This window comes from Chryseobacterium edaphi, from assembly GCF_025628985.1.
Taxonomy (GTDB): domain Bacteria; phylum Bacteroidota; class Bacteroidia; order Flavobacteriales; family Weeksellaceae; genus Chryseobacterium; species Chryseobacterium edaphi.
On the sequence record NZ_JAOTEM010000001.1, the window covers coordinates 1,092,078 to 1,112,826 of the forward strand.

Annotated in this window: 25 protein-coding genes; 10 read left to right on the forward strand and 15 right to left on the reverse strand. The window is 34.8% G+C overall.

The annotated features are described in order from the left end of the window. The first annotated feature begins 280 nt into the window (after positions 1–280). Positions 281–1,246 (forward strand): pseudouridine synthase, encoded by a 966-nt coding sequence (locus NZ698_RS05120; protein WP_263002602.1) that lies wholly within the window; start codon positions 281–283, stop codon positions 1,244–1,246. 107 nt (positions 1,247–1,353) lie between these two features. Here NZ698_RS05120 and pncA read toward each other — a convergent pair whose 3' ends face one another. Next, on the reverse strand, positions 1,354–1,959 hold the full coding sequence (gene pncA / locus NZ698_RS05125) for a bifunctional nicotinamidase/pyrazinamidase (RefSeq protein ID WP_263002007.1): 606 nt from the start codon (positions 1,957–1,959) through the stop codon (positions 1,354–1,356). Between the two features lie 343 nt (positions 1,960–2,302). Between pncA and NZ698_RS05130 the strand changes: the two genes are divergently transcribed. The 6 genes from NZ698_RS05130 to NZ698_RS05155 all read left to right on the forward strand — a co-directional run bounded on the left by NZ698_RS05130 (position 2,303) and on the right by NZ698_RS05155 (position 6,131). Then, positions 2,303–3,445: a DEAD/DEAH box helicase gene (locus NZ698_RS05130; RefSeq protein ID WP_263002008.1), complete on the forward strand. Its 1,143-nt coding sequence runs from the start codon at positions 2,303–2,305 to the stop codon at positions 3,443–3,445. Between the two features lie 144 nt (positions 3,446–3,589). Then, positions 3,590–4,183: a hypothetical protein gene (locus NZ698_RS05135; RefSeq protein ID WP_263002009.1), complete on the forward strand. Its 594-nt coding sequence runs from the start codon at positions 3,590–3,592 to the stop codon at positions 4,181–4,183. Beyond that, a complete protein-coding gene (locus NZ698_RS05140; RefSeq protein WP_263002010.1) occupies positions 4,170–4,706 on the forward strand; it encodes a YfiT family bacillithiol transferase in 537 nt (178 codons plus the stop codon). Before NZ698_RS05135 ends, NZ698_RS05140 begins: the two co-directional genes overlap by 14 nt. Then, on the forward strand, positions 4,700–5,161 hold the full coding sequence (locus tag NZ698_RS05145) for a DUF1569 domain-containing protein (protein WP_263002011.1): 462 nt from the start codon (positions 4,700–4,702) through the stop codon (positions 5,159–5,161). Before NZ698_RS05140 ends, NZ698_RS05145 begins: the two co-directional genes overlap by 7 nt. Next, positions 5,158–5,541: a bacillithiol system redox-active protein YtxJ gene (ytxJ, locus tag NZ698_RS05150; RefSeq protein WP_263002012.1), complete on the forward strand. Its 384-nt coding sequence runs from the start codon at positions 5,158–5,160 to the stop codon at positions 5,539–5,541. Before NZ698_RS05145 ends, ytxJ begins: the two co-directional genes overlap by 4 nt. After that, positions 5,538–6,131: a Crp/Fnr family transcriptional regulator gene (locus NZ698_RS05155; protein ID WP_263002013.1), complete on the forward strand. Its 594-nt coding sequence runs from the start codon at positions 5,538–5,540 to the stop codon at positions 6,129–6,131. The genes ytxJ and NZ698_RS05155 overlap by 4 nt, the downstream gene beginning before the upstream one ends. A gap of 30 nt (positions 6,132–6,161) precedes the next feature. Here NZ698_RS05155 and NZ698_RS05160 read toward each other — a convergent pair whose 3' ends face one another. After that, positions 6,162–6,515: a hypothetical protein gene (locus tag NZ698_RS05160; protein WP_263002014.1), complete on the reverse strand. Its 354-nt coding sequence runs from the start codon at positions 6,513–6,515 to the stop codon at positions 6,162–6,164. 27 nt (positions 6,516–6,542) lie between these two features. Then, on the reverse strand, positions 6,543–7,049 hold the full coding sequence (locus NZ698_RS05165) for a pyridoxamine 5'-phosphate oxidase family protein (RefSeq protein ID WP_263002015.1): 507 nt from the start codon (positions 7,047–7,049) through the stop codon (positions 6,543–6,545). A gap of 406 nt (positions 7,050–7,455) precedes the next feature. Here NZ698_RS05165 and NZ698_RS05170 point away from each other — a divergent pair, with 406 nt between their 5' ends. After that, the gene (locus NZ698_RS05170) at positions 7,456–8,070 is read left to right on the forward strand and encodes a Crp/Fnr family transcriptional regulator (RefSeq protein WP_263002016.1); all 615 of its coding nucleotides are present in this window, start codon (positions 7,456–7,458) and stop codon (positions 8,068–8,070) included. A 45-nt stretch (positions 8,071–8,115) separates the two neighbouring features. Beyond that, a complete protein-coding gene (locus NZ698_RS05175) occupies positions 8,116–8,859 on the forward strand; it encodes an SDR family oxidoreductase (RefSeq protein ID WP_263002017.1) in 744 nt (247 codons plus the stop codon). A gap of 33 nt (positions 8,860–8,892) precedes the next feature. Here NZ698_RS05175 and NZ698_RS05180 read toward each other — a convergent pair whose 3' ends face one another. Beyond that, positions 8,893–9,483 (reverse strand): Crp/Fnr family transcriptional regulator, encoded by a 591-nt coding sequence (locus tag NZ698_RS05180; RefSeq protein ID WP_263002018.1) that lies wholly within the window; start codon positions 9,481–9,483, stop codon positions 8,893–8,895. A gap of 350 nt (positions 9,484–9,833) precedes the next feature. Between NZ698_RS05180 and NZ698_RS05185 the strand changes: the two genes are divergently transcribed. Next, positions 9,834–10,136: a helix-turn-helix transcriptional regulator gene (locus NZ698_RS05185; RefSeq protein WP_263002019.1), complete on the forward strand. Its 303-nt coding sequence runs from the start codon at positions 9,834–9,836 to the stop codon at positions 10,134–10,136. 2 nt (positions 10,137–10,138) lie between these two features. Here NZ698_RS05185 and pdeM read toward each other — a convergent pair whose 3' ends face one another. From pdeM to NZ698_RS05240, 11 genes are all read right to left on the reverse strand, one after another. Continuing rightward, positions 10,139–10,783 (reverse strand): ligase-associated DNA damage response endonuclease PdeM, encoded by a 645-nt coding sequence (pdeM, locus tag NZ698_RS05190; protein ID WP_263002020.1) that lies wholly within the window; start codon positions 10,781–10,783, stop codon positions 10,139–10,141. Between the two features lie 98 nt (positions 10,784–10,881). After that, positions 10,882–13,338, reverse strand: coding sequence for a ligase-associated DNA damage response DEXH box helicase (locus NZ698_RS05195; protein WP_263002021.1), 2,457 nt, complete (start codon positions 13,336–13,338; stop codon positions 10,882–10,884). Positions 13,339–13,597: 259 nt separating this feature from the next. Continuing rightward, positions 13,598–15,178 carry an ATP-dependent DNA ligase gene (locus NZ698_RS05200; protein ID WP_263002022.1) on the reverse strand — a complete coding sequence of 527 codons (1,581 nt, stop codon included), beginning with the start codon at positions 15,176–15,178 and terminating at the stop codon, positions 13,598–13,600. A gap of 260 nt (positions 15,179–15,438) precedes the next feature. Further along, entirely contained in the window at positions 15,439–16,467 is a 1,029-nt protein-coding gene (locus NZ698_RS05205) for a ligase-associated DNA damage response exonuclease (RefSeq protein WP_263002023.1), read from the reverse strand. A 47-nt stretch (positions 16,468–16,514) separates the two neighbouring features. Further along, on the reverse strand, positions 16,515–16,874 hold the full coding sequence (locus NZ698_RS05210) for a rhodanese-like domain-containing protein (RefSeq protein WP_263002024.1): 360 nt from the start codon (positions 16,872–16,874) through the stop codon (positions 16,515–16,517). Further along, positions 16,871–17,173 (reverse strand): DUF3817 domain-containing protein, encoded by a 303-nt coding sequence (locus NZ698_RS05215; protein ID WP_263002025.1) that lies wholly within the window; start codon positions 17,171–17,173, stop codon positions 16,871–16,873. The genes NZ698_RS05210 and NZ698_RS05215 overlap by 4 nt, the downstream gene beginning before the upstream one ends. Positions 17,174–17,175: 2 nt before the next feature. Then, positions 17,176–17,634: a hypothetical protein gene (locus tag NZ698_RS05220; protein WP_263002026.1), complete on the reverse strand. Its 459-nt coding sequence runs from the start codon at positions 17,632–17,634 to the stop codon at positions 17,176–17,178. Positions 17,635–17,702: 68 nt separating this feature from the next. Beyond that, entirely contained in the window at positions 17,703–18,293 is a 591-nt protein-coding gene (locus tag NZ698_RS05225) for a TetR/AcrR family transcriptional regulator (protein ID WP_263002027.1), read from the reverse strand. An 88-nt stretch (positions 18,294–18,381) separates the two neighbouring features. Continuing rightward, positions 18,382–19,455 carry an SDR family oxidoreductase gene (locus tag NZ698_RS05230; protein WP_263002028.1) on the reverse strand — a complete coding sequence of 358 codons (1,074 nt, stop codon included), beginning with the start codon at positions 19,453–19,455 and terminating at the stop codon, positions 18,382–18,384. A gap of 112 nt (positions 19,456–19,567) precedes the next feature. After that, positions 19,568–20,149, reverse strand: a complete 582-nt coding sequence (locus NZ698_RS05235; protein ID WP_263002029.1) for a Crp/Fnr family transcriptional regulator — start codon at positions 20,147–20,149, stop codon at positions 19,568–19,570. 127 nt (positions 20,150–20,276) lie between these two features. Then, positions 20,277–20,672, reverse strand: a complete 396-nt coding sequence (locus NZ698_RS05240; RefSeq protein WP_263002030.1) for a MauE/DoxX family redox-associated membrane protein — start codon at positions 20,670–20,672, stop codon at positions 20,277–20,279. Positions 20,673–20,749: the final 77 nt, after the last annotated feature.

Genomic DNA, 20,749 nt, shown 5'->3' on the forward strand with positions numbered 1-20,749 from the left:
AGACAATAATAATTCAGGAAGACCAAAAAAACCGAGATCTTCAACGAGAAATTCGGACAGTCCTCGCTCTCCTAAATCTGGAAATTCTTCAGACTCAAAATCTTTCAAAAAACCATTTTCTAAAACTGGTGCAAGAAGTTTTGAACCAAAAGATAATAGTGAAAACGGCTCATCAAAATTTGATAAAAAGCCTTTCAGCAGAAGTGACAGAGCTACAGACAGCTCTAAGCCTTTTAAAAAACCCGATTCTAGGAGATCTGATACAAGCTATGAGAGTCGAATGGAAAAGAAATACTCAAAAACTGAAAAAGAACCTTTCGTATCCAACCAAAGTGAAGAGAGAAAGTCTTTTGGCAAGACTAACTTCAAGAGAGGTGGTGAAGGTAGAAGCAGTTCTGATGTAAGAGGAAAGTACGAAAGAGGTAGCTTAAAATACGGAAGAAAACCCGGAAGCGAAAAAACTGACAGAGATGATGACAGAGCAAGATCTTTTGTACAGAAAAGAAGATTCAAAAAGGTTGAAAAAGATGTTCATAAAGATACGATCCGTCTTAACAAATACATTGCAAACTCAGGAATTTGCAGCAGGAGAGAAGCTGACGAATTGATCGTTCAGGGATTGGTAGAAGTTAACGGACAGGTAGTTACCGAAATGGGATATCAGGTTGAGAAAACGGACAAAGTAGTTTTCGACGGACAAGGTATCACTCCGGAAAAACCGGTTTATATACTTTTAAATAAGCCAAAAGGTTATATTTCTACGACCAAAGACGATAAAGCAAGAAAAACCGTAATGGATTTGGTTGCGAATGCATCTCCGTATCGTGTGTTCCCGGTTGGAAGACTCGACCGTTCTACAACGGGAGTTATTCTTTTGACCAATGACGGACATATGACGAAGAAATTGACGCATCCATCTTTTGACGCCAAAAAGATCTATCATGTAACGTTGGATAAGAAATTGACCAATGAAGATATGAGACTGATTGTTGAAGGAATTCGTCTGGAAGAAGGGATTGCTGTTGTAGATCAAATTTCGTTCATCGAAGGGAAACCAAAAAATGAAATCGGAATGGAAATCCACATCGGTTGGAACCGTGTCATCAGAAGAATTTTCCAAAGATTAGGATATGAGGTAGAAGCTCTTGACAGAGTAATGTTCGCAGGAATGACAAAGAAAAACATCAAAAGAGGACACTGGAGAATCCTTACAGATTTGGAAGTGAATACTTTGAAAATGCTTTAAAAAAACTTAAAGCTTATAAAAATTAAAGACGCAGAATGAATTTTCTGCGTCTTTTTTATTTCTAATTTAATTAACTAAATAACTGAGTAACTAAAAAAACTCATTAACTATCCTAAAACCGTCACTCCTTTTTGAATCATTTCAAAAATGGCATCTTTTCCATTATCAGGTTTTACGTTGACAGCTTTAGTTCCATTGAAGTGTAGACAAGTAATATACCCGTTTGCAACTGCATCTGTTGCGGTAAATTTCACACAATAATCCATTGCTAAACCTACAATTTCCACTAATTGAATGTCGTGATATTTTAAGAAATCATCTAAACCCGTTTTCATAAAATGATTATTATCCTGAAAACCGCTATAAGCATCAATTTCAGTATTTTTTCCTTTCTGAATAATGTGAGTTACTTTTTCTCTGTTCAAATCCTGATGAAATTCTGCCCCAAAAGTTCCTTCCACACAATGATCCGGCCACATAAACTGCGGAACTCCATTTAAAATAATACTTTCTCCCACTTTTTTTCCATTATTGCTTGCAAAACTTTTATGGTTTGCGGGATGCCAATCTTGAGTCAGAACAATCTGATCATAATCGTTTTCTTCCATCAGAGAATTGATGTAGGGAATAATTTCGTTTGCTTCAGGAACAGCCAATGCTCCACCTTCACAAAAATCGTTTTGTACATCGACTATTATTAATGCTTTTTTCATGTTTATTATGATTGATTTTTTTTAATATTTATTTAAATCAAATACTCAAAAATTTATCCAAATTTTAAATATCGGACAAAACGGCATTTAGATTGAAAGTTTTCAACAAAGATTTTATAAATAATAAAAACGACATTTTAAATGAACATCCAGTCTGTCATTCAGGAGGAATCTCTACGATACTTTATTTGCGATATGTAGATTCCTCCGGAATGACAAACAATATGGATTAATAGGTCAAAAAATTGAAAGTCTTTATTTATTAAAATTATTACAATCAGTATTTCACTTTCGCGATCTAAACAAATATCAATAGCTTATCTTTGCAACAAATCAATATTTTATGTCATTTGAGTCGTTAGGATTATCAAGCAATATTATTCATTCTGTTAAAAAATTAGGTTATCTGAAACCTTTTCCAATTCAGGAACAGGCAATTCCTATTATTTTGCAGGGAAAAGATCTGGTGGGAATTGCGCAGACCGGTTCCGGAAAAACAGCTTGTTTTGTGATGCCGATTTTAGAAAAATTACAAAATGCGGAAGTTAAAAAAGATCGAAATGTTCAGGTTTTAATATTGGTTCCTACACGAGAATTGGCGATTCAGATTGATGAAGTTTTTAGAGCTTTTACAGAAAATCTGAAGCGTGAGATTCGTACAATGGCAGTTTATGGCGGTGTTTCTATCAATCCGCAGATGAAAGGAATGTTTGGGGTCGAAGTTTTGATTGCAACTCCTGGTCGTTTATTGGATTTGATTGATCATAATGCATTAAGTATTTCAGGAATTCAGCATCTAGTGATTGATGAGGCTGATAAAATGTTTCAGTTAGGTTTTGGCGATGAGATGAACAAACTTTTCGGGATGATGCCTGTCATGAAACAAACAACGTTATTTTCTGCAACTTTAGATGACAAAGTTTCTGAAATGAAGAAGCGAATCTCAATGAATCCTACATTGATTGAAATCAAAAAAGAAGAAGTCGAAATCGACAATATCGAGCAATTGGCATATCACGTTTCACCGGAAAACAAAGGTCCTTTTTTGAGATATTTAATTAAGGAAAAAAAGGTTGAGAAAGCTTTGATCTTTGTTTCATCAACGAAATCTGCTGATAATCTGGTTGAAAAATTAAAGAAAAACAAAATAAAAGCTGTTGCCATTCACAGTCAGAAATCGCAGGGCGCTCGGAGAAATAATTTAGAAGAATTTAAAGTAAATGGTGCACAGATTTTAGTTGCAACAGACCTGATTGGTCGTGGTATTCACATCGAATCTTTGCCATGTGTCATTAATTATGAATTGCCTCGTTCGCCTCTGGATTATATTCACAGAATTGGTAGAACAGGACGTGCAGGCGAAAAAGGAACTGCTATCAATATTCTTACCGATGACGAATTACAGCATTTCAGAGTCATTCAGAAGAAAATGGGGAAGAAGGTTACTTTACATAGAACTGAAGGTATCGAATTACACGGCTATTAGTGAGAAAACCAAAAGAATCAAAGCTTCAATTTTAAAAGAATCTGAGGCTTTTTTTATGCTTAGAATTCTCAAATTTTTTGATAAATTTACGCAGGTTAAAATTAAAAAACGCTCCAAAGCCAGTTGCCACAGAAAACAATATTTATGAAAGAATTTACCATTGTTCGTGGATTATTTGACAACCGGAAACGACAATTGATTTTAGATAAAAACTTTATCAAATTTGAAAATAAAGATCGTAAAGGAGATTTATTTACAGTTATCAATAAGGAAGATATTACAGGAATCAGATATGGAATTCAATTCATTAATGGCTACAGTTTCTACATCGGAAGAGAATATTTGATTTACATCAAAACTATTTCGAATCACGAAATCAAAATCAATTTTAAACTTTTTTACGGTAGAAAATTACAGGAAAAACATCAGTTATTCTATGATATTATTGATGAATTGTGGAACAATTATCTTGATGATCTTTCACAAAGTTATTTGAACAAAATTATTAGTGGCGAGAATTTTGAATTGTGTGGAGTTCAGTTTTTGACTGACAAAATAAAATTTAACAATAAAGAATTACTATTCAAAAATCTTGAAATTAAGAAGTATAAGCATCATTATTTAATCTATTCTAATCAGAACGAATATCAGAATAAAATGCTGTACTATTTGAAAGATGAAAATGCCGTAATTTTATCGAACCTTTTAACAATCATAAAAAATAATGGACAATATTGACATCAAAAGATTCCCAATCGGAGATTTTCAGCAAGGTGACACCAATTGCGACATTGAACTGGAAAGTCACATCAAAGTCATTAAAAATTTTCCTGAAAAATTAAAAAAATTAATTGAAGATTTTTCTGACGAACAGCTCGACACTCCGTACAGAAATGGAGGTTGGACGGTGAGACAACTTGTCAATCATTTGGCAGACAGTCATGCCAACAGTTTTATTCGTTTCAAATTGGCTCTTACAGAAGACAATCCGACTATAAAACCTTATGACGAAGCAAAATGGGCAGAACTTCAGGACAGCATCAATATGCCTGTAAAGCCGGCGATGAGAATGTTGAAGGGAATTCATCAGAGATGGTATTTCTTATTGAAAACCCTTACGAATAAACAGTTTGAAAGAACTTTTCGTCATCCTGAAAAATCTGAAGACCATAACTTGAGATATTATTTGGCGTTATATTCTTGGCATTGTAATCATCATTTTGTCCATATTGAAAACTTAAAGAAAGAAAAAGGTTGGTAAAAAAAAGTCTTCATAACAAAAAAGATTTCGACGAAATAATTGAAAGGATTTCTCATCTTTCGGAAAATTCTCAGAGAAAATGGGGGAAAATGAACGTTGCTCAGATGCTTTGTCACTGTGATCTTATTCTTCAGGTAGCTTTAAAAAAGATCGAACTTCCTAAGATTAATTTCCTTTTCAGAGCCGTTGGGATTTTCACTAAGAAAGAGATACAGATTTTCAATAACGGAATTCCACCCAATATGCCGAGTTTTCAAAAAGTAATCGTTAATTTTGAATGTGATTTTGAAAAATCAAAACTTCGCCTTTTAGACACTCTCAACGAATATTGGGAAGCTTACAAGAACAGAAATTTGGCACAAGATCACGCGCTTTTCGGAGCTATGAAAGAAAAAGACTGGGGATTTTTAGAATACAAACACCTCAATCATCACCTGAAACAATTTAATGTATGAGTTTTTTTGATAAAATTTTTGGCGGAAAACAGGAAGAAAGCCTGTCAAAATCTTTTTGGATTACCATAGAATCCGAGCAAGATTTGGAAATGGCTATAAAAAAATCTTTTGAAGGAAAAATTGCCATCTTCAAACATTCTACAAGCTGTTTCATCAGCAAAACAGTCTTGAGAAATTTCGAAAAAGAAATTGAAGAAGCAGAAGAGCAAGGAGCTGTGTTATACTTTCTTGATCTTTTGGCTTACAGAAGTATTTCCAACAAAATTGCTGAAGATTTTGCAATCAGACACGAAAGTCCGCAATTGATCGTCATCGAAAATGGTAAAGCTATCAACGATGCTTCACATCAGGATATCACTTTAAGCCAGATTACCTCATGAGCAATATGACCACTTATTTAGCAAAAGTACTCGAAGTTCCCGCAGAAAGGCTGAGTCTTTGCAGTATGCAGTACGAAATAAAAAAGGTGCAGAAAGGAGAAATCTTATTGCAACAAGGAGAAATCTGCCGCAATACTTACTTTGTAGAATCGGGGCTTTTGAGAATGTTTTCTATTGACAAAAATGGTAAAGAACACATTATCCAGTTTGCTCCCGAAAATTGGCTGATTGGTGACAGAAGCAGTCTTTATTTCAGCGAAAAATCAAATTATTTCATTGAAGCTATTGAAGAATCTGAAATTTCAGTTTTACCACGAGATTTTTTTAATAAACTATTGAGCGAATTTCCAAATAGCATTGAAAAAAATGATCTAGTGTTGCAAAAACATGTCAAAAGTTTACAAGACAGAATTAATTCTTTACTTGGCGAAACTGCAGAAGAGCGATACCTGAAATTTATTAAAATGTATCCTGACTTACTTCTGAGAGTTCCCCAGTGGATGATCGCTTCTTATCTTGGGATCACTCCGGAAAGTCTGAGCAGAGTAAGAAAGGAATTGGCTAGAAAAAATTTTATAACGGATAAATAATCTTTTATTTAAAAACAAAAACACCGGATATTAATCTCTATCCAGTGTTGTGATCAGTCTATTTAGGTATTCCTGCTCTTTCAGAACTTTTTCGTAAGATTGTTTTGCATAAGCAGGAGTCAATTGATAGCCTTCAGAATGCAGAGTATGACTATCATTTTCGACATATCCTTCAAAATGAATGGTAGCATATTCTTTAATAAATTTATTAATGGCTTTCCTCTTAATTTTGCATAAAGTGCTATTTTTAATTCTTTGTAAAGAGCTTAAAATAAAAGACTTATCGCCATTAAAATTGATGACATTTGTAATAAATTTAAAATTTTCCTGTGGCATACTGCTTTTCTCTTGCAAGACGATATGCGGTTTATCTTCGAAAATCATGATTAATCAGGTTTTTAAATTTAGCTTTTAGATCGTTGCATTACCTTCAACTCCATCTGAGTTATCAGTTTTGCTACCGGAAACTGCCGCAGCAACAAAACTTAGCATACTTACCAATTTTCCAGCTTTTGTGTCCCAATAATAACTTTCTTTTGGCTCCACACGAATGATAGAAACATTCGGATCATCTTTACCGTCAAACCATGCATTTGCCATCGCTGACCATTTATCTTCAATGGTAGATTTGTCTTTATAAATTGTTGCTTCTCCATACACAGAAAGATATTCAGAATCGCTGTTATTCATAAAAAACAACTGAACTCTTTTATCTTCTTTGATTTCAAAATTTTTGTTACTCGCATCACTGCTGATGAACCACAGATTCCCTGAATCGTCAGTTTCCTGAAGACCCATCGGTCTTGAAGTTATCGGAAGACTTTCCAGATCGGTTGCAAACATACAGAATTTTGCTTTTTCTGAAAGTTCTTTGATTTTTTTGATTGCTTCTGTGTTCGTAAGATTTTCTGTTGACATAATATTAATATTTAAGTGTGATTTTAATAAAAAAAAGAGAAGGTGTAATTTCTCTGTTGGCAGAATCTTGTCGACTCCGAATTTTCAACTTCAAAAATCTCTCCAAAATTTGCAAAACGTACATTTTTTTTCAAATATTTTAAAATCAGCCTCAATTTCATACAAGTAAATAACAATACATTGCAATTATGATTCAAATCATAATAATTTTAGCTTAAATTTGTTAATATAATATTTTAAATTAATTAATTCATCGGCAATTGATCAGATTTTAAATTGTTAATTCATTTAAAGAAAAAATAATCAGGATTTGGAAATTAAAATTATAACGGAAACTTGCCTGTGAAAGCGATTTGGCACAAAATATGTCGAATAAAACTGAATAAAAAAATAATAATCAAATGATATGAAAACTATTAGCTGTACTAAACTAGACGAGAATCTATTAAAATCTTTTGGAGGTGAAATCAAAACCTATAAAGAAGGAGAAAAAATTTTTGAGCAGGGGGAACTTCCACTGTATTATTTTCAGATTGTCGACGGAAAAGTAAAGGAAAACAATCAGGACAAAGAAGGAAGAGAATTTATACATAATATCTTAGGCAATGGTCAAAGTTTTGGTGATTCTATGCTTTTTATAGACAAGAGATATCCTATTAATGCTGAAGCAATTACAGATTGCAGAATTATTAGACTTCCAAAATCCAACTTTCTGAATCTTTTGGAAAAACATCCTGAAACATCAGTCCAAATCAACTCATGTATGTCTCAAAGAATGCATTATCAGTTTATTATGATGCAGAATCTAGCTTCTCATGATCCGGTTATCAGATTGACAGGATTACTGGAATATTTGAAAAGTTTTCATTCAGACGATATTCCATTATCTTTTCAGGTACAGCTTACGAGACAGCAAATCGCAAATCTCACCGGTCTTCGGGTAGAAACTGTAATCAGAACCATAAAAAAAATGGAAAAAGAAAATACAGTCAAAATTGATAACAGAAAGATTTTCTTTTAATAAATAAATTACACCAAACCATACCATAAAAATATTAGAAGATATATGCAGTTAGAAAATAAATCAGTACTCATCACCGGTGCCGACAGCGGGATAGGTAAAGTAGTAGCATTACTTTTTGCGAAAGAAGGTGCTGATATCGCAATTATTTATCACAGCGATCAAGAAGGTGCCGAAAAAGTGATGAAAGAAATTATTTCTTTGGGACGAAAATCAATTATTTTACAAGGCGATGTCAATGACTCTAAATTTTGTAAAGAGTCTATAGAAAAAACTGTTGCAGAGTTTGGGAAATTAGACATCCTCATCAATAACGCCGGAACACAATTTCCTTCAAAAAATATTGAGGAACTTGAAGAAGAAAATATCAGAACAACATTCAATTCCAATATCATAGGAATGATTTTGCTTACAAAAGCTGCTTTTCCATATTTAAAAAAAGGAGGTTCGGTGATCAATACAACATCTGCAACGGCATATCAAGGTCACGAAGAATTATTGGATTATTCAGCAACTAAAGGAGCTATCGTTTCTTTCACAAGATCTCTTGCTTTGCAGGCAAAATCAAAAGGAATTCGTGTAAATGCAGTTGCACCGGGACCTGTTGCAACACCACTTACAGAAGAAACTTTTGGAGAAGATGAAGAAGACACCTCAAAACCGCCACTCGAACGTAATGCCACAGAAGATGAGATTGCACCAAGCTATCTGTTTTTAGCTTCAAATCAAGCAGCGCAGTTTACAGGACAGGTTTTACATCCAAATGGAGGAGCGATTGTAAATGGATAAATTTACAAATCTGATTAAAATTAAAGGAAGGTATTAATAAAATATCTTCCTGTTTTTAATTTTAAGAATTTCGTTTTTTTCCATGCTTTTAGTTACACGAATTACCGTCTCAACGCTAAGTCCTGTAAGAGAAGCCAATTGCTGTCTCGTAAAAGGAATCTGGAAAGAATATGGAGATTTGTTTTCATAACCTTTAAGATAATTCATCAAGGTTTTAAGCTTATTTTCAGGATTCTGAAAAGACATTGTCTGCATCATAATGTATTGGTAATACATATTTTCTGAAATAGATGGCAATATACTTTCATAAAGCTCAGGTATTTGTTTCAACAATTCAAAAAACTGCTGCTTTGGAAGTTTCAGTACTTTACAGTCTTCAAAAGCAACTGCATTTACAGGATACGATCTTTCATTGAAAAGCGCAGTAACAGCCGGACTTTCACCTGCAGAAACAATTCCCTGGATAAATTCTTTTCCCTGCTCGTTATAATTGTTTATTTTGATTTTCCCTACCACAATCTGAAAATAATAAGATGGTGTATCTCCCTCGGTAAAAATTACATCATTCGTTTTATAGTTTTTATAATCTGCACCATAGGAAAGTAAAAGATCTTCATTAATCATAGATTTGAATAGATAAAAATTTAATAAAAAACATTCATTGGATATCCAAAAACGCTTTAAAAACGGTTTATTTTAATAAGATGTAAAGAAAATAGAATTTTTATTAATAGTGAATTAATATAATACCACACAGATACCACATGATTTAAGAATATGAGGGTAGATAATTTATTCTATCGTGATTTCAATCATAAAAAGTTTTTGTAAAAATCTAATATATTTGATAATTATTTCAATGCCTACCTGCGAATTTTGCTATAAAATCTTGAGAACTTATGTTTTGTAAAGATCTTTTAAGCTCGTTATAGACAATTAAATAATAAATATAATTATTAAGTTCAAAACATTTTATGAAAAATTTAGCAGAAGATGAAATTTTAAGATTGGCGAAAGAAAATTCTCCGCGTCTTTTGAGTAAATTTAAAAGTTTATATCCTGATTTTTTTGAAAAACTAACAGAAATACAGCCTAATCTTCAGAATTCAGAGCTCATTTTCTGTATTTACCTTAAACTCAATTTAAGCACCAAAGAAATTGCAACTTATACCTTCGTTACTCCAAAAGCAGTTCAAAACAGAAAAAACAGAATCAGAAAAAAACTGAATATCGCTTCATCAGTTGATATCTACAAGTGGGTTGATTCTTATTTGTAAAATTAAATTTCATAAATTTCAGAATCGGTGAAGACAAAGTAACTTCCTTTCTTAGGAATATTTTTCGTATCCAATCCCGTAAACTCGCTGAAGGCAGGTAACAATAATTGTTTTGAAGTCTGGGCGAAACAGGGTAGTTTTATTCTTTTCACCGGTGAATTGATAACAAATCCTGGATGGATATGTCCTGTAATTTGAAATTTTGGATTTGAACGGTCAAAGTCGTGGACAAAAGCAATGTCATCAATTTCCAAAGAAGCACTTCTTGAATCCAAACATAATTTTTTCTCTAAAGTTTTCGAAATCCTGTCGTGATTGCCTTCTACGAGACAGAATTTAATATCTGGATATTGATTTTGCCACGCGCAAAATTCATCAACGTCAGAATTATTTCCTGCGTGCAACAAATCGCCAACGATAATAAATTTATCAGGCTGGAAATTTTCAATTAAAATAGATAAACGCTCCAAATCATTTTTCATAATATGATTGGCCAAAGCAATTCCATTTTTCCGAAAATGAGCGGTTTTTCCGATATGTAAATCTGAAAAAATTAAGGCTTTTTCTTTTTCCCAATATAGCGCGCGTTGATTAGTTAAGGTAAAAATTTCGTTATGTATCGTAATATCTTTTGTCGCTATATTCATTTAAATTTATCATTTTTCATTCTGCAATAACTTAATTTTTTTAATATCGGCAACGTTGAAATTCCTTTGGAATGACAACTTTACGGATATCTTTCGACTCAATCGTCTTTAATATTTCTACCGGATTGCTTAATTAATTTTTGAATTCTCGCATCGAGATTTTCACTCGTCAAAGTCTGTCTTAAACTGTCAACCTTTATTGGGAAACTCAAAGGTGTAAATTTATTGGAATATTTTAAAATAAACTTCGATTTTTCAATCCGCTTAAAAGCTTCCACCAATCTTTGTTCCTGCAACTGCATATTAAAAACCTCCGTGTAGGCCTGTCTCACAAGAAAATGATTTGGGTCGTAATCTTCCAGCACTTTGAAAATCAATCCGGCTGAGCTCTGCAGAGCTTTATTAGAACGTTGCTGTCCTGGGAAATTCTGCACGACCATTCCCGAAATTACCGCAATATCTCTGAATTTACGGCTTGCCATTTCTGCTGAATTGATACTCGAAATCACATCAACCATCAGATTATCTCTGGTCAGAATTCTATCTAAATTGTCTTCAGTCACAGGAATTTCTTTGTCGCTGAACAATTCAAAACCGTAGTCATTCATCGCCATCGAAAAAGAAATCGGAGCCAGTTTGGAAATTCGGTAGGCAATCAAAGCCGCCATCACTTCGTGCACCAAACGCCCTTCGAAAGGGTACATAAACAAATGATACCCTTCGCGGTTTTTAATTAATTCAATCAAAAATTCATCTTCTCTCGGAATGTGTGAACGCTTTTCCTGATTCGCCAAAAGTGGATGCAGAAATTTCAGTTCCTTCTCAGAAGCTTTCGGGTTTAATGCACCGGATAATTTTTCTCTCAAAAAATGACCTAAATTAGAACTTAAAGGAAGTCTTCCACCCAGATAACTCGGAGCCTGCGCTTTTCCTTTGGAAGCACGAACGAAAACGGTCATATCTTTTATCATTGCCACTTCCAAAACACGACCGGCCAGAATAAATTTCTCTTCTTTTTTCAGTCTTGAAATAAAATATTCCTCAACCATCCCGATGTAACCGCCCGAAATAAATTTAACTTTCAGCATTGCGTCACTGACAATCGCACCCATATTCATCCGGTGGAGCATCGCAATTTTTCTGGAAGTCACTTTGTGCAAACCGTCTTCCATCACGACAACTTTGTGATATTCTTCGTAGCTTTTTAAAGCACTTCCACCAATCGTGAGGAAATCTATCATCGCTTTCCATTCCTCATCCCTGATTTCCTGAAAAGTATAGACTTTCTTAATTCTTTCGTAAACTTCGTTCGGTAAAAATCCATCACCAACTGCCAATGTCATTAGAAACTGAACCAGCACATCGAAACATAAAACCACCGGCTCCCGTGGTTCGATAACTTTCTGTTTTACAGCTTCTTTTAAAGCTGCAACTTCAATCAGTTCCAGAGAGTGGGTGGGAACACAGAAGATTTTTGAGGTTTCAAAAGGGGAGTGGCCACTCCGTCCCGCACGTTGCAGAAATCTCGCAACGCCTTTCGCAGAGCCGATTTGAATGACTGTATCGACAGGTTTAAAGTCAATTCCCAAATCCAAAGATGATGTGGAAACGACGGCTTTTAACTTTCCTGAACTTAAATTTTCTTCAATCCAAATTCGCAGATGCGCATCAATCGAACTGTGGTGAATAGCGATTTGTCCGGCAAAATCGGGATAGGCATTTAGCAAAAGCTGATACCACATTTCGCTCTGACTTCGGGTATTCGTAAAGACGATGGTCGATTTTGATTCTAAAATAATCGGAACGACTTTATCGGCTAATTTTTGTCCGAGATGTCCTGCCCAAGGCAACAGTTCAACTTCATCCGGAAACACAGAAATGATATCTATTTTCTTGAGTTCTTTCGCAGTAATTTTTGTTTTCTTAATATCATAAGGAATCAAAACATCCTGTGCCTCATCAAGATTTCCGATGGTCGCCGTAATTCCCCAGATTTTAAGTTTAGGAACATAATGAAAGAGCTGTGAAATTCCCAATTCGACCATCACGCCCCGTTTGGAACCGAGCAATTCGTGCCACTCATCCACTGCAACGCAATGCATATTGGTAAAGAATTGCTGATGGTTTTTCTGTCCTAAAAGTAAATGTAGACTTTCAGGTGTGACCACCAGAATTTCAGGCATATTTTTCACCTGTTGTTGGCGGACTTTCGGGTCTGTATCACCGTTTCTTACGCCAACTGCCCAGTCTAAACCAATCTCGTCAATCGCTTCCTGCATTGCCTTGGCGATGTCTTTGGAAAGGGAACGAAGAGGGGTAATCCAAATCATTTTAAGCCCTTTTTTATAATGGTCAGGATTCGTAAGAAAATCAGAAACCAAAGCTAAAAATACCGAAAAAGTTTTCCCAAACCCCGTAGGAGCCACCACCATTCCGCTATAGCCACTGCCAAATTTCTTCCACGTATCGACCTGAAATTTAAATGGCGAGTTGCCCTTTTCCATCATCCAGTTCTGAATGATTTTAAAGCCTTCGGTATTTTTGTAGTTGCTCATTTTTACCACATAATTTTTCTTACTGTAACCACAAAAGTCACAAAAGATAAGTTTTGATTATATCTAATTAAAGTTCAAAAAAGGAAGATGCTTAATTTTTTACTTTCTTATTTTCACCACAAAAGTCACAAAAGAAAAGTTTTAATTAATACTTTTTAAAGTTCAAAAAAGCCTTTTGCATCAGCTTTTTTGAACTTCTGATTCTCATTAATCAAAACTATTACAAAAACTTTTGTGACTTTTGTGGTTTAAATCAAATCTACTGTATCAATTTCTTAATCTCCTCAATATCATCAATATCGTTCACGGTTCTGTCTTTCCGCCATCTTAAAATTCTAGGAAAACGCAATGCCACACCGCTTTTGTGTCGGTTGCTGAAGCCAATTCCTTCAAACGCAATCTCGAAAACCAACTCGGCTTTCACAGTGCGGACAGGTCCAAATTTTTCAATCGCATTTTTATTGACAAACTTACTGACTTCCATTATTTCTTTGTCAGTTAATCCGGAATAAGCTTTGGCAATCGTAACCAATTTATCGCCACTTTTCACGGCAAAACTGTAATCGGTGTAGTAGGCGCTTCGTCGTCCGCTTCCTTTTTGGGCATAAATCAAAACTGCATCAATCGTCAACGGACTGATTTTCCACTTCCACCAGTCGCCTTTTTTCCGTCCGGAATGATAATGAGAATTTTTCTGTTTCAGCATCAAACCTTCACTGTTGATTTCCCTTGAATTTTCCCGGATTAAATCTAATTTGCTCCAGTCTTCAAAATCAATGGACTGAGAAATTTTAATGTTTCCCGGCTCTTCATTTAATAATAATTCCTCTAACATTGCTCTTCTGGCTGAGATGGGCTTTTCCCTTAAATCAGTTCCTTCCAGTTCCAAAATATCATAAGCGAAAACTTCAATCGGAATTTCAGCGAGCATTTTTTTAGTTAAAGTTTTACGGTTCAAACGCTTCTGTAATTCATTAAAATTTAAAACATTACCTTCCATTACCGCAAGTATTTCTCCATCTATCACAAAGTTGCCTTTCATCGCTTTTACAGTCTCGGCAATTTCGGGAAACTGCTCGGTAACCAGTTCTTCACCACGCGACCAGATGAAAACTTCGTCATTTCGTCTGATGATTTGTCCACGGATTCCGTCCCACTTATACTCAATCAACCATCCTTCAGGTTTTCCCAAATCTTCCAGCTCTTTTTCCAGTGGATAGGCCAAACAGAAAGGGTAGGGTTTTGAGTTGTCAGGATTGATATTTTCAGCCGAAATCAATTCCTGAAATGATACTTCATCAGGTTGCCATTTTCCCATTAAACTGTGCATCAACGTACTCGCTTCCTGTCCGGAAAATTTGGTCAGAGAATTAATCAGAGTCTTCGAGGAAACCCCAATTCTGAAACTTCCACCCAGTAATTTATTGAAAATCAATCGTTCGGTATAATCCAAACCGTTCCAGGAATTAAGAACAAATTCTTTTTTCTCGGCTTCAGTTTTCGTTTTAAGTCCGATGATTTCATTCATCCATTCAGATAATGTTTTTTCGATTTTTTCGGTGGGAGGAGGAAGAATCAACGATATTGTTTCACCCAAATCGCCGACTGAAGAATAACTTTCCTGAAAAAGCCAGAATGGCAGTTGGGTAATTTCCAACGCCCATTCTTTCATATAGTTGGTGTTCACATTTCGCTTAGGTCTTTTCCCCGTAAACAAGGCAATGAACCACAATTTATCGTCATCAGGCGCACGTTCAAGATAATCGATGATGGCATCGATTTTAGCATTTGTCTTATTCGTGCTTTCGAGGGCGTTGATGAGTTCTGCGAAATTTTTCATTCTAATCTTTGTTTTATTTGGGCAGCTTTATCCGCCTTCCGTTCCAATCTTTTTTTGCAAGACGTTTTGTCTTTAATTGAGGTTTCATTTTATGCAAAAAAAGGATTTCCACTCAAGTCGGGCTGCGAGCAATTCGACGTTTTAAACTTACTGTTGAGTTCCGCTCCTACGGAGCTCAAACTTTTATTATTGCCTTATTACTACAAACATTTCGCTCCTTTGGAGCTTTCTAACGTACAAGGGAAACTTTGAAGATTTAATTATTCTTCTTGCTTATCTGATACAACTTCCTTTTCAACTACCTCTTCATCATCGTCACCATACAAAGTTTCCACAACATCAGACTTAATTCCCAATTCATTTAAATATTTAGAAAAAACTTCGGTTTGTCCGTGTGTAACGTGAACGATTTCTGCTTCAGTTGCTTTGATGGCCTGCAATAATCCTTTCCAATCGGCGTGGTCGCTCATCGGAAAACCCGCATCCATACTTCGCCATCTTCTCGCACCGCGAACCTGCATCCAACCGGAGCAAATCGCTGTAGCAGCATCAGGAATTTTCTTGATGACATTGCTGTCCAACAAAGCCGGAGGAACAATCACAATGTCGCCTGCAACGTGTTTAATGCTTTCCCTGAAATCGGGAACTTCATAATCGGGAAGTACGATTCCGACTTCTTCAAAGGCTTTGTTGAGTTTTCCAATCGAGTAATGAACGTGGATTTTTCCCATTCCTTCGACGGCTTTCATAATACGCTGTGCCTTGCCCAAAGAATATCCGATGAACACAGAAGTTTTCTTATTTTCCTGATTTCGTAAAACCCAGTTCTGCAATCTTTTATTTAAATCCGGAACTTCGAGCCAATTGTAAATGGGAAGTCCGAAAGTACTTTCAGTCACAAATTCATTGCATTTTACCAACTCAAACGGTGTACTCAAACCATCATCCTGAACTTTATAATCACCGGAAATTACGCTCACATAACCTTTATATTCCAGACGAATCTGCGCTGAACCAATGATATGACCAGCCGGATGCATCGAAAGTTTGACACCATTAATGTCTAAAACTTCACCGTACTGCAAGGTTTGACATTCAATATCCGGAGAAATTCTTTGATGTAAAATAGGTTTTGTGAAATGATGACAAAGATATTTTTTCATTCCCCAACGGGCGTGGTCGGCGTGTCCGTGCGTGATGACCGCATAATCTACAGGTCGCCACGGGTCAATGTAAAATTTCCCTTGCGGACAGTAAATACCTTTGTTTGTGAATGTGATGAGTTTCAAAAGCGTGATGATTAGTGTGTCTCTGAATATTCAAAAACCTAACCAAATTACTTTTGTTCAAGACTTTTCTGCAAATCACTCCACGCACCGCCGTTGTAAACCTTTTTGAAACCTTTTTCTTTTAAAATATGTTCGACTTTTACACTTCTCAAACCGTGCGAACAGACTGTGATATACGTTTTATTAGGGTCAAGTTCATGATATCTTTCACGGATTGTTCCTAAAGAAATATTCTGTGAGCCAGCGATATGTCCGGTTTCAAATTCTTTTTCTGTTCTTACATCTAAAATTACGGCTCCGTTTTTAATCAATTTGTCTAGACCATCGTCCAAAGTCTGATATTGATAAACTCTGTACACAACATAAATCAATAAGATTACTCCACAGAAAATCAAGATATTCTTCATAGTTTGCTTAGTATTTTTTTATCGATATAAAATGTTCCGAACGGAATGATGCACGCTAAAAGAACTTTCCAGGTTGTTTCTTTAAACTTCCAGTTTTGTTCTATACCAACACTTAACGTATTGAATAAAAAAAGCAGAAATAATGAACCGTGAATCGGTCCCATCATTTTGACGAAAGCGGGATTATCAAATCCATATTTTAAAGGGACGGCGATAAATACTAATGTTAATAACGAAATTCCTTCAAGAATGGCAATGATTCTCAGGCGTCCGATTTTTGTTTTAAATAAATCAATCATAATTATCTGAAATAAGGTCTGTTGGCAAGCGGTGAAAATGGCCACGGAATAGCGATGAAAATTATCACTAAAGCGATAACGAAGTAAATTAATATTGTCTTAAATTTCTCCCTGTCATCGGTCTTTCTTTTTGAAATGGAGGAACCAATGGTAATTAGAATAATGGAAATAAGCATCAGTGAAATGTGAATCAATCCGAAAAAAAATAAGTCAAAAGATTCTCGGGCTTCGGTGAAATTCTTCCAAAAATATTTGATAATGGGACTTTGAGAATATAAGGTGATTCCCAAAACCAGTTGAATATGTGCAATGGTCGCCGTCCAGTGTCTGACGGAATCGTCTGTTTTTGAAAAGATTTTATCAGAAAAGTAACCCTGATATGCTCTGAAAATAGAGTAGAGTAAACTCAATAAAACCAACCAGCGAAAAATGGAGTGTAAAAATGTAAGTGTTTGATACATTATTAAATTTTAAGATGTAGCAAAGATAAAATAAAAAAATACTAAATAGTATGTTTTCAAAGATAAAATTATTTTAATGTTTCAAAATAACTCTTAAGTCCTTTTAAATAAATAAGATAAACTGATTTTGAGTTTTCCAATTTCCCTAAATTCCGAACACCCCAATATCCTGATAATACAAAAACTGCCACTTCCTTTGCGCTAACATCGGTCTTAATTTCACCATTAATTTTTCCTTTTTCAATTGCATTAATCATTGTATTTTCCCATTGCAGAGAAAGTTGGTTCAAAGCTTTGGTAAAATCAACATTCCACGGTGCCATTTCCTGAGTAAAATTGGAAGCAGGACAACCGTATTCAACCTTCAAATCTTCGCTTTCCATTAATAAATAATACATCATATTATAAATTGTATCTAACGGATTTACATCAACTTGAAATGGTTCAGTAAAAGTATTTTTAAATTTGGGAATCATCAATTCATTCAGAATTGCCAAACCCATTTCATCCTTTGTTTTAAAGTGATAATAGAAAGCTCCTTTTGTAACTTGTGTCGTAGCAATGATCTCATCAACACTGGTCGTTTGATAACCGTGACTGTAAATTAATTCAAATGCTTTTTGAAGAATATTTTGGCGTGTTGCTTCCGATTTTTTCATAAAATCCCAATTAGTCTGTTTCACAAAGGAACAATTTTTCTTAAACAAAAAAAAGAGCTGATTAAAACAACTCTTTCTCATAAATATTTTAGGGAATAATCTTTTCTTCTTTTAATTTTTTAAATAAATCAAAGAATGATTCTTCTGTATTCTGAAATTCAGTAAATCCTGCTTTTCTGCTGTTGGTCATGTCTGTCATCACTTCAAGCGGTCTTCCCAAATCCAAATCCGTATGCCAAGCTGAAGACAATCGTTCTATATTTTCTTCTTTTAAATCATATTTCTGAACTATTTTACTCCAGATTTCCTGATCGTTTTGCATTTCTTTTTCGAGAGGTTTGATTTCGTCTTCAAAGCCAACTCCTTCCACTCCAAAATAATCTGCCAATCTGTACCATAACCATTTCCAACGGAAAATATCACCGTTTGTAATATTAAATGCAGTATTTTTCGCTTCTTCTGCCGTTGATGCCCAAACTAACTGTTTTGCTAAAATTCTTGCGTCTGTCACATCAGAAATTCCGTTCCATTGTGCGGAAGATCCAGGCCAGATAAATTTTCTGTCGGTTTCTTTACAGATGCTTGCATAAACTGCCAAAGTTGTTCCCATATTCATTGCATTTCCTATAGCATAACCGATTACTGTGTGAGGTCTGTGAATGCTCCAGGTGAAACCATCTCTTTCCGAAGCAGCATATACTTCATCTTCCTGAGCATAATAAAAGTTGGGTAAAGGAAGTCTTGGCTGCTCCTCTCTCAAAGGAGTTTCGGGAAGTTTTCCTTCTTTTGCATATGCTTCAAATGGTCCTAAATAATGCTTTAATCCTGTCACCAAAGCAACGTGCTGCAACGATTTTCTAGGAGACAAAACATTCAAAAGATTTCTAACCAAAGCGCTGTTGATACGGATGTTTTCTTCTTCAGTATCATTCTGCATCCAGGTTGTGAAAAAAACATGAGTAGGGGCAATGTTTTCTAATGCAGCTTCCAAACTAACCTTATCTAAAAGATTCGCTTTTACTGAAATTAATCCTTCGATATTATTGTTTGTATTTCTGGATATTCCGTAGGTTGTACAGCCTTGAGAAATAAGTTCGTTGGCAAGATTGCTTCCTGTAATTCCGGTGGCACCAACGACTAATGCCATTTTATTGTTTTCCATTTTGTAAAATTTCTTCTACAAAGCTATGGTGATTGGAATCGAATGCACTTGATCTAAGTCATGAGTTTTCGTTGATGATTGATAGTTGTAGGTCTATCTTTTAAGTTTAAATCTAACCTTTCAATAATAACTTTTTGCGAATTCTGCTGACTGTTTCCGGAGCCAGACCCAAAAATGAAGCAATTAAATTATGAGGAATTCTTTTGATCATTTCAGGATTTTTTTGAGATAGTTCGAGATATTTTTCTTCAGCTGTATAGCTGTTTGATGCAATTAACCGATAATCTTTTGTCACTAAACTGTTCTGATACAAAATCCTGAAATAGCGATCCATTACTGGAATTTTAATCATCAGTTTTTCGTAATCTTCAAGACTGATCATTAACAATTCGGTTTCTTCAACGGCATTTATATTCAAAACTGCTTTTTCCTGACTGATAAAACTTTTGAAATCAGAGATCCACCAACCTTCAAAAGCAAACATATTGATATGTTCGTTTCCTTTTTCATCGACAAAATAAGATTTGAGTAAACCTTTACTCACAAAAGAAAGATGGGTACAAATCTCACCTTCCTGCAACAGAAATTGCTTTTTACGAAGTTTTTTAACGATAAAAAATGACTGTAAAGCATCTTTCTGATCATCAGTTAACTCAACTTTATTCTGAATATGGGAAATGAGAACGTCAAACATTTGAAAAAATATAGTGTAAAATTAATGTTTCTCAAATTACTTTTCAAATCATAAAGACTGATACCAGTATCTTTGTTTTTTGATTTATGAAAAAGTTTCTTTGCTCTCTCAATACTCAACATATAAATTATATAATTGTTGGGTTTTCTTCAAAATTATATTTTAAATAAAACCACAAAAGCACAAAAAGATATAAAGAATGGAGTAGTTGCGCTTCAATAGCCGACCAGTTTTCGACCGAACTGCTTCCAAAAATCAAAATTGTCATCAGTGAAATAGCAGTATAGATTGTCAGTTTAGGTTTAAAACCAATCAAAAGAGAAATTCCTACGATCGCTTCCAGAAAAGGCAAAATATATCCGAAAGGTGTCATCAACGCTTCAGGAATCGCCGATTTTTCCATTGATTTTACCATTCCGTCTGTGAAGATCTGCAACTTGGGAATTCTTACCATTCCGTGTCCTGCCAAAGAAACGGCAATCGGAAGTTTTAAAAAGAAAAATATTGTTTTAAAGTCTTTCATTGTTTTATTGTTTAAGTTGGAAGAACGAAGACGGGAGAGCTGATTTTCTTCGCAAAATCTAATCAGTTAATAGTTTT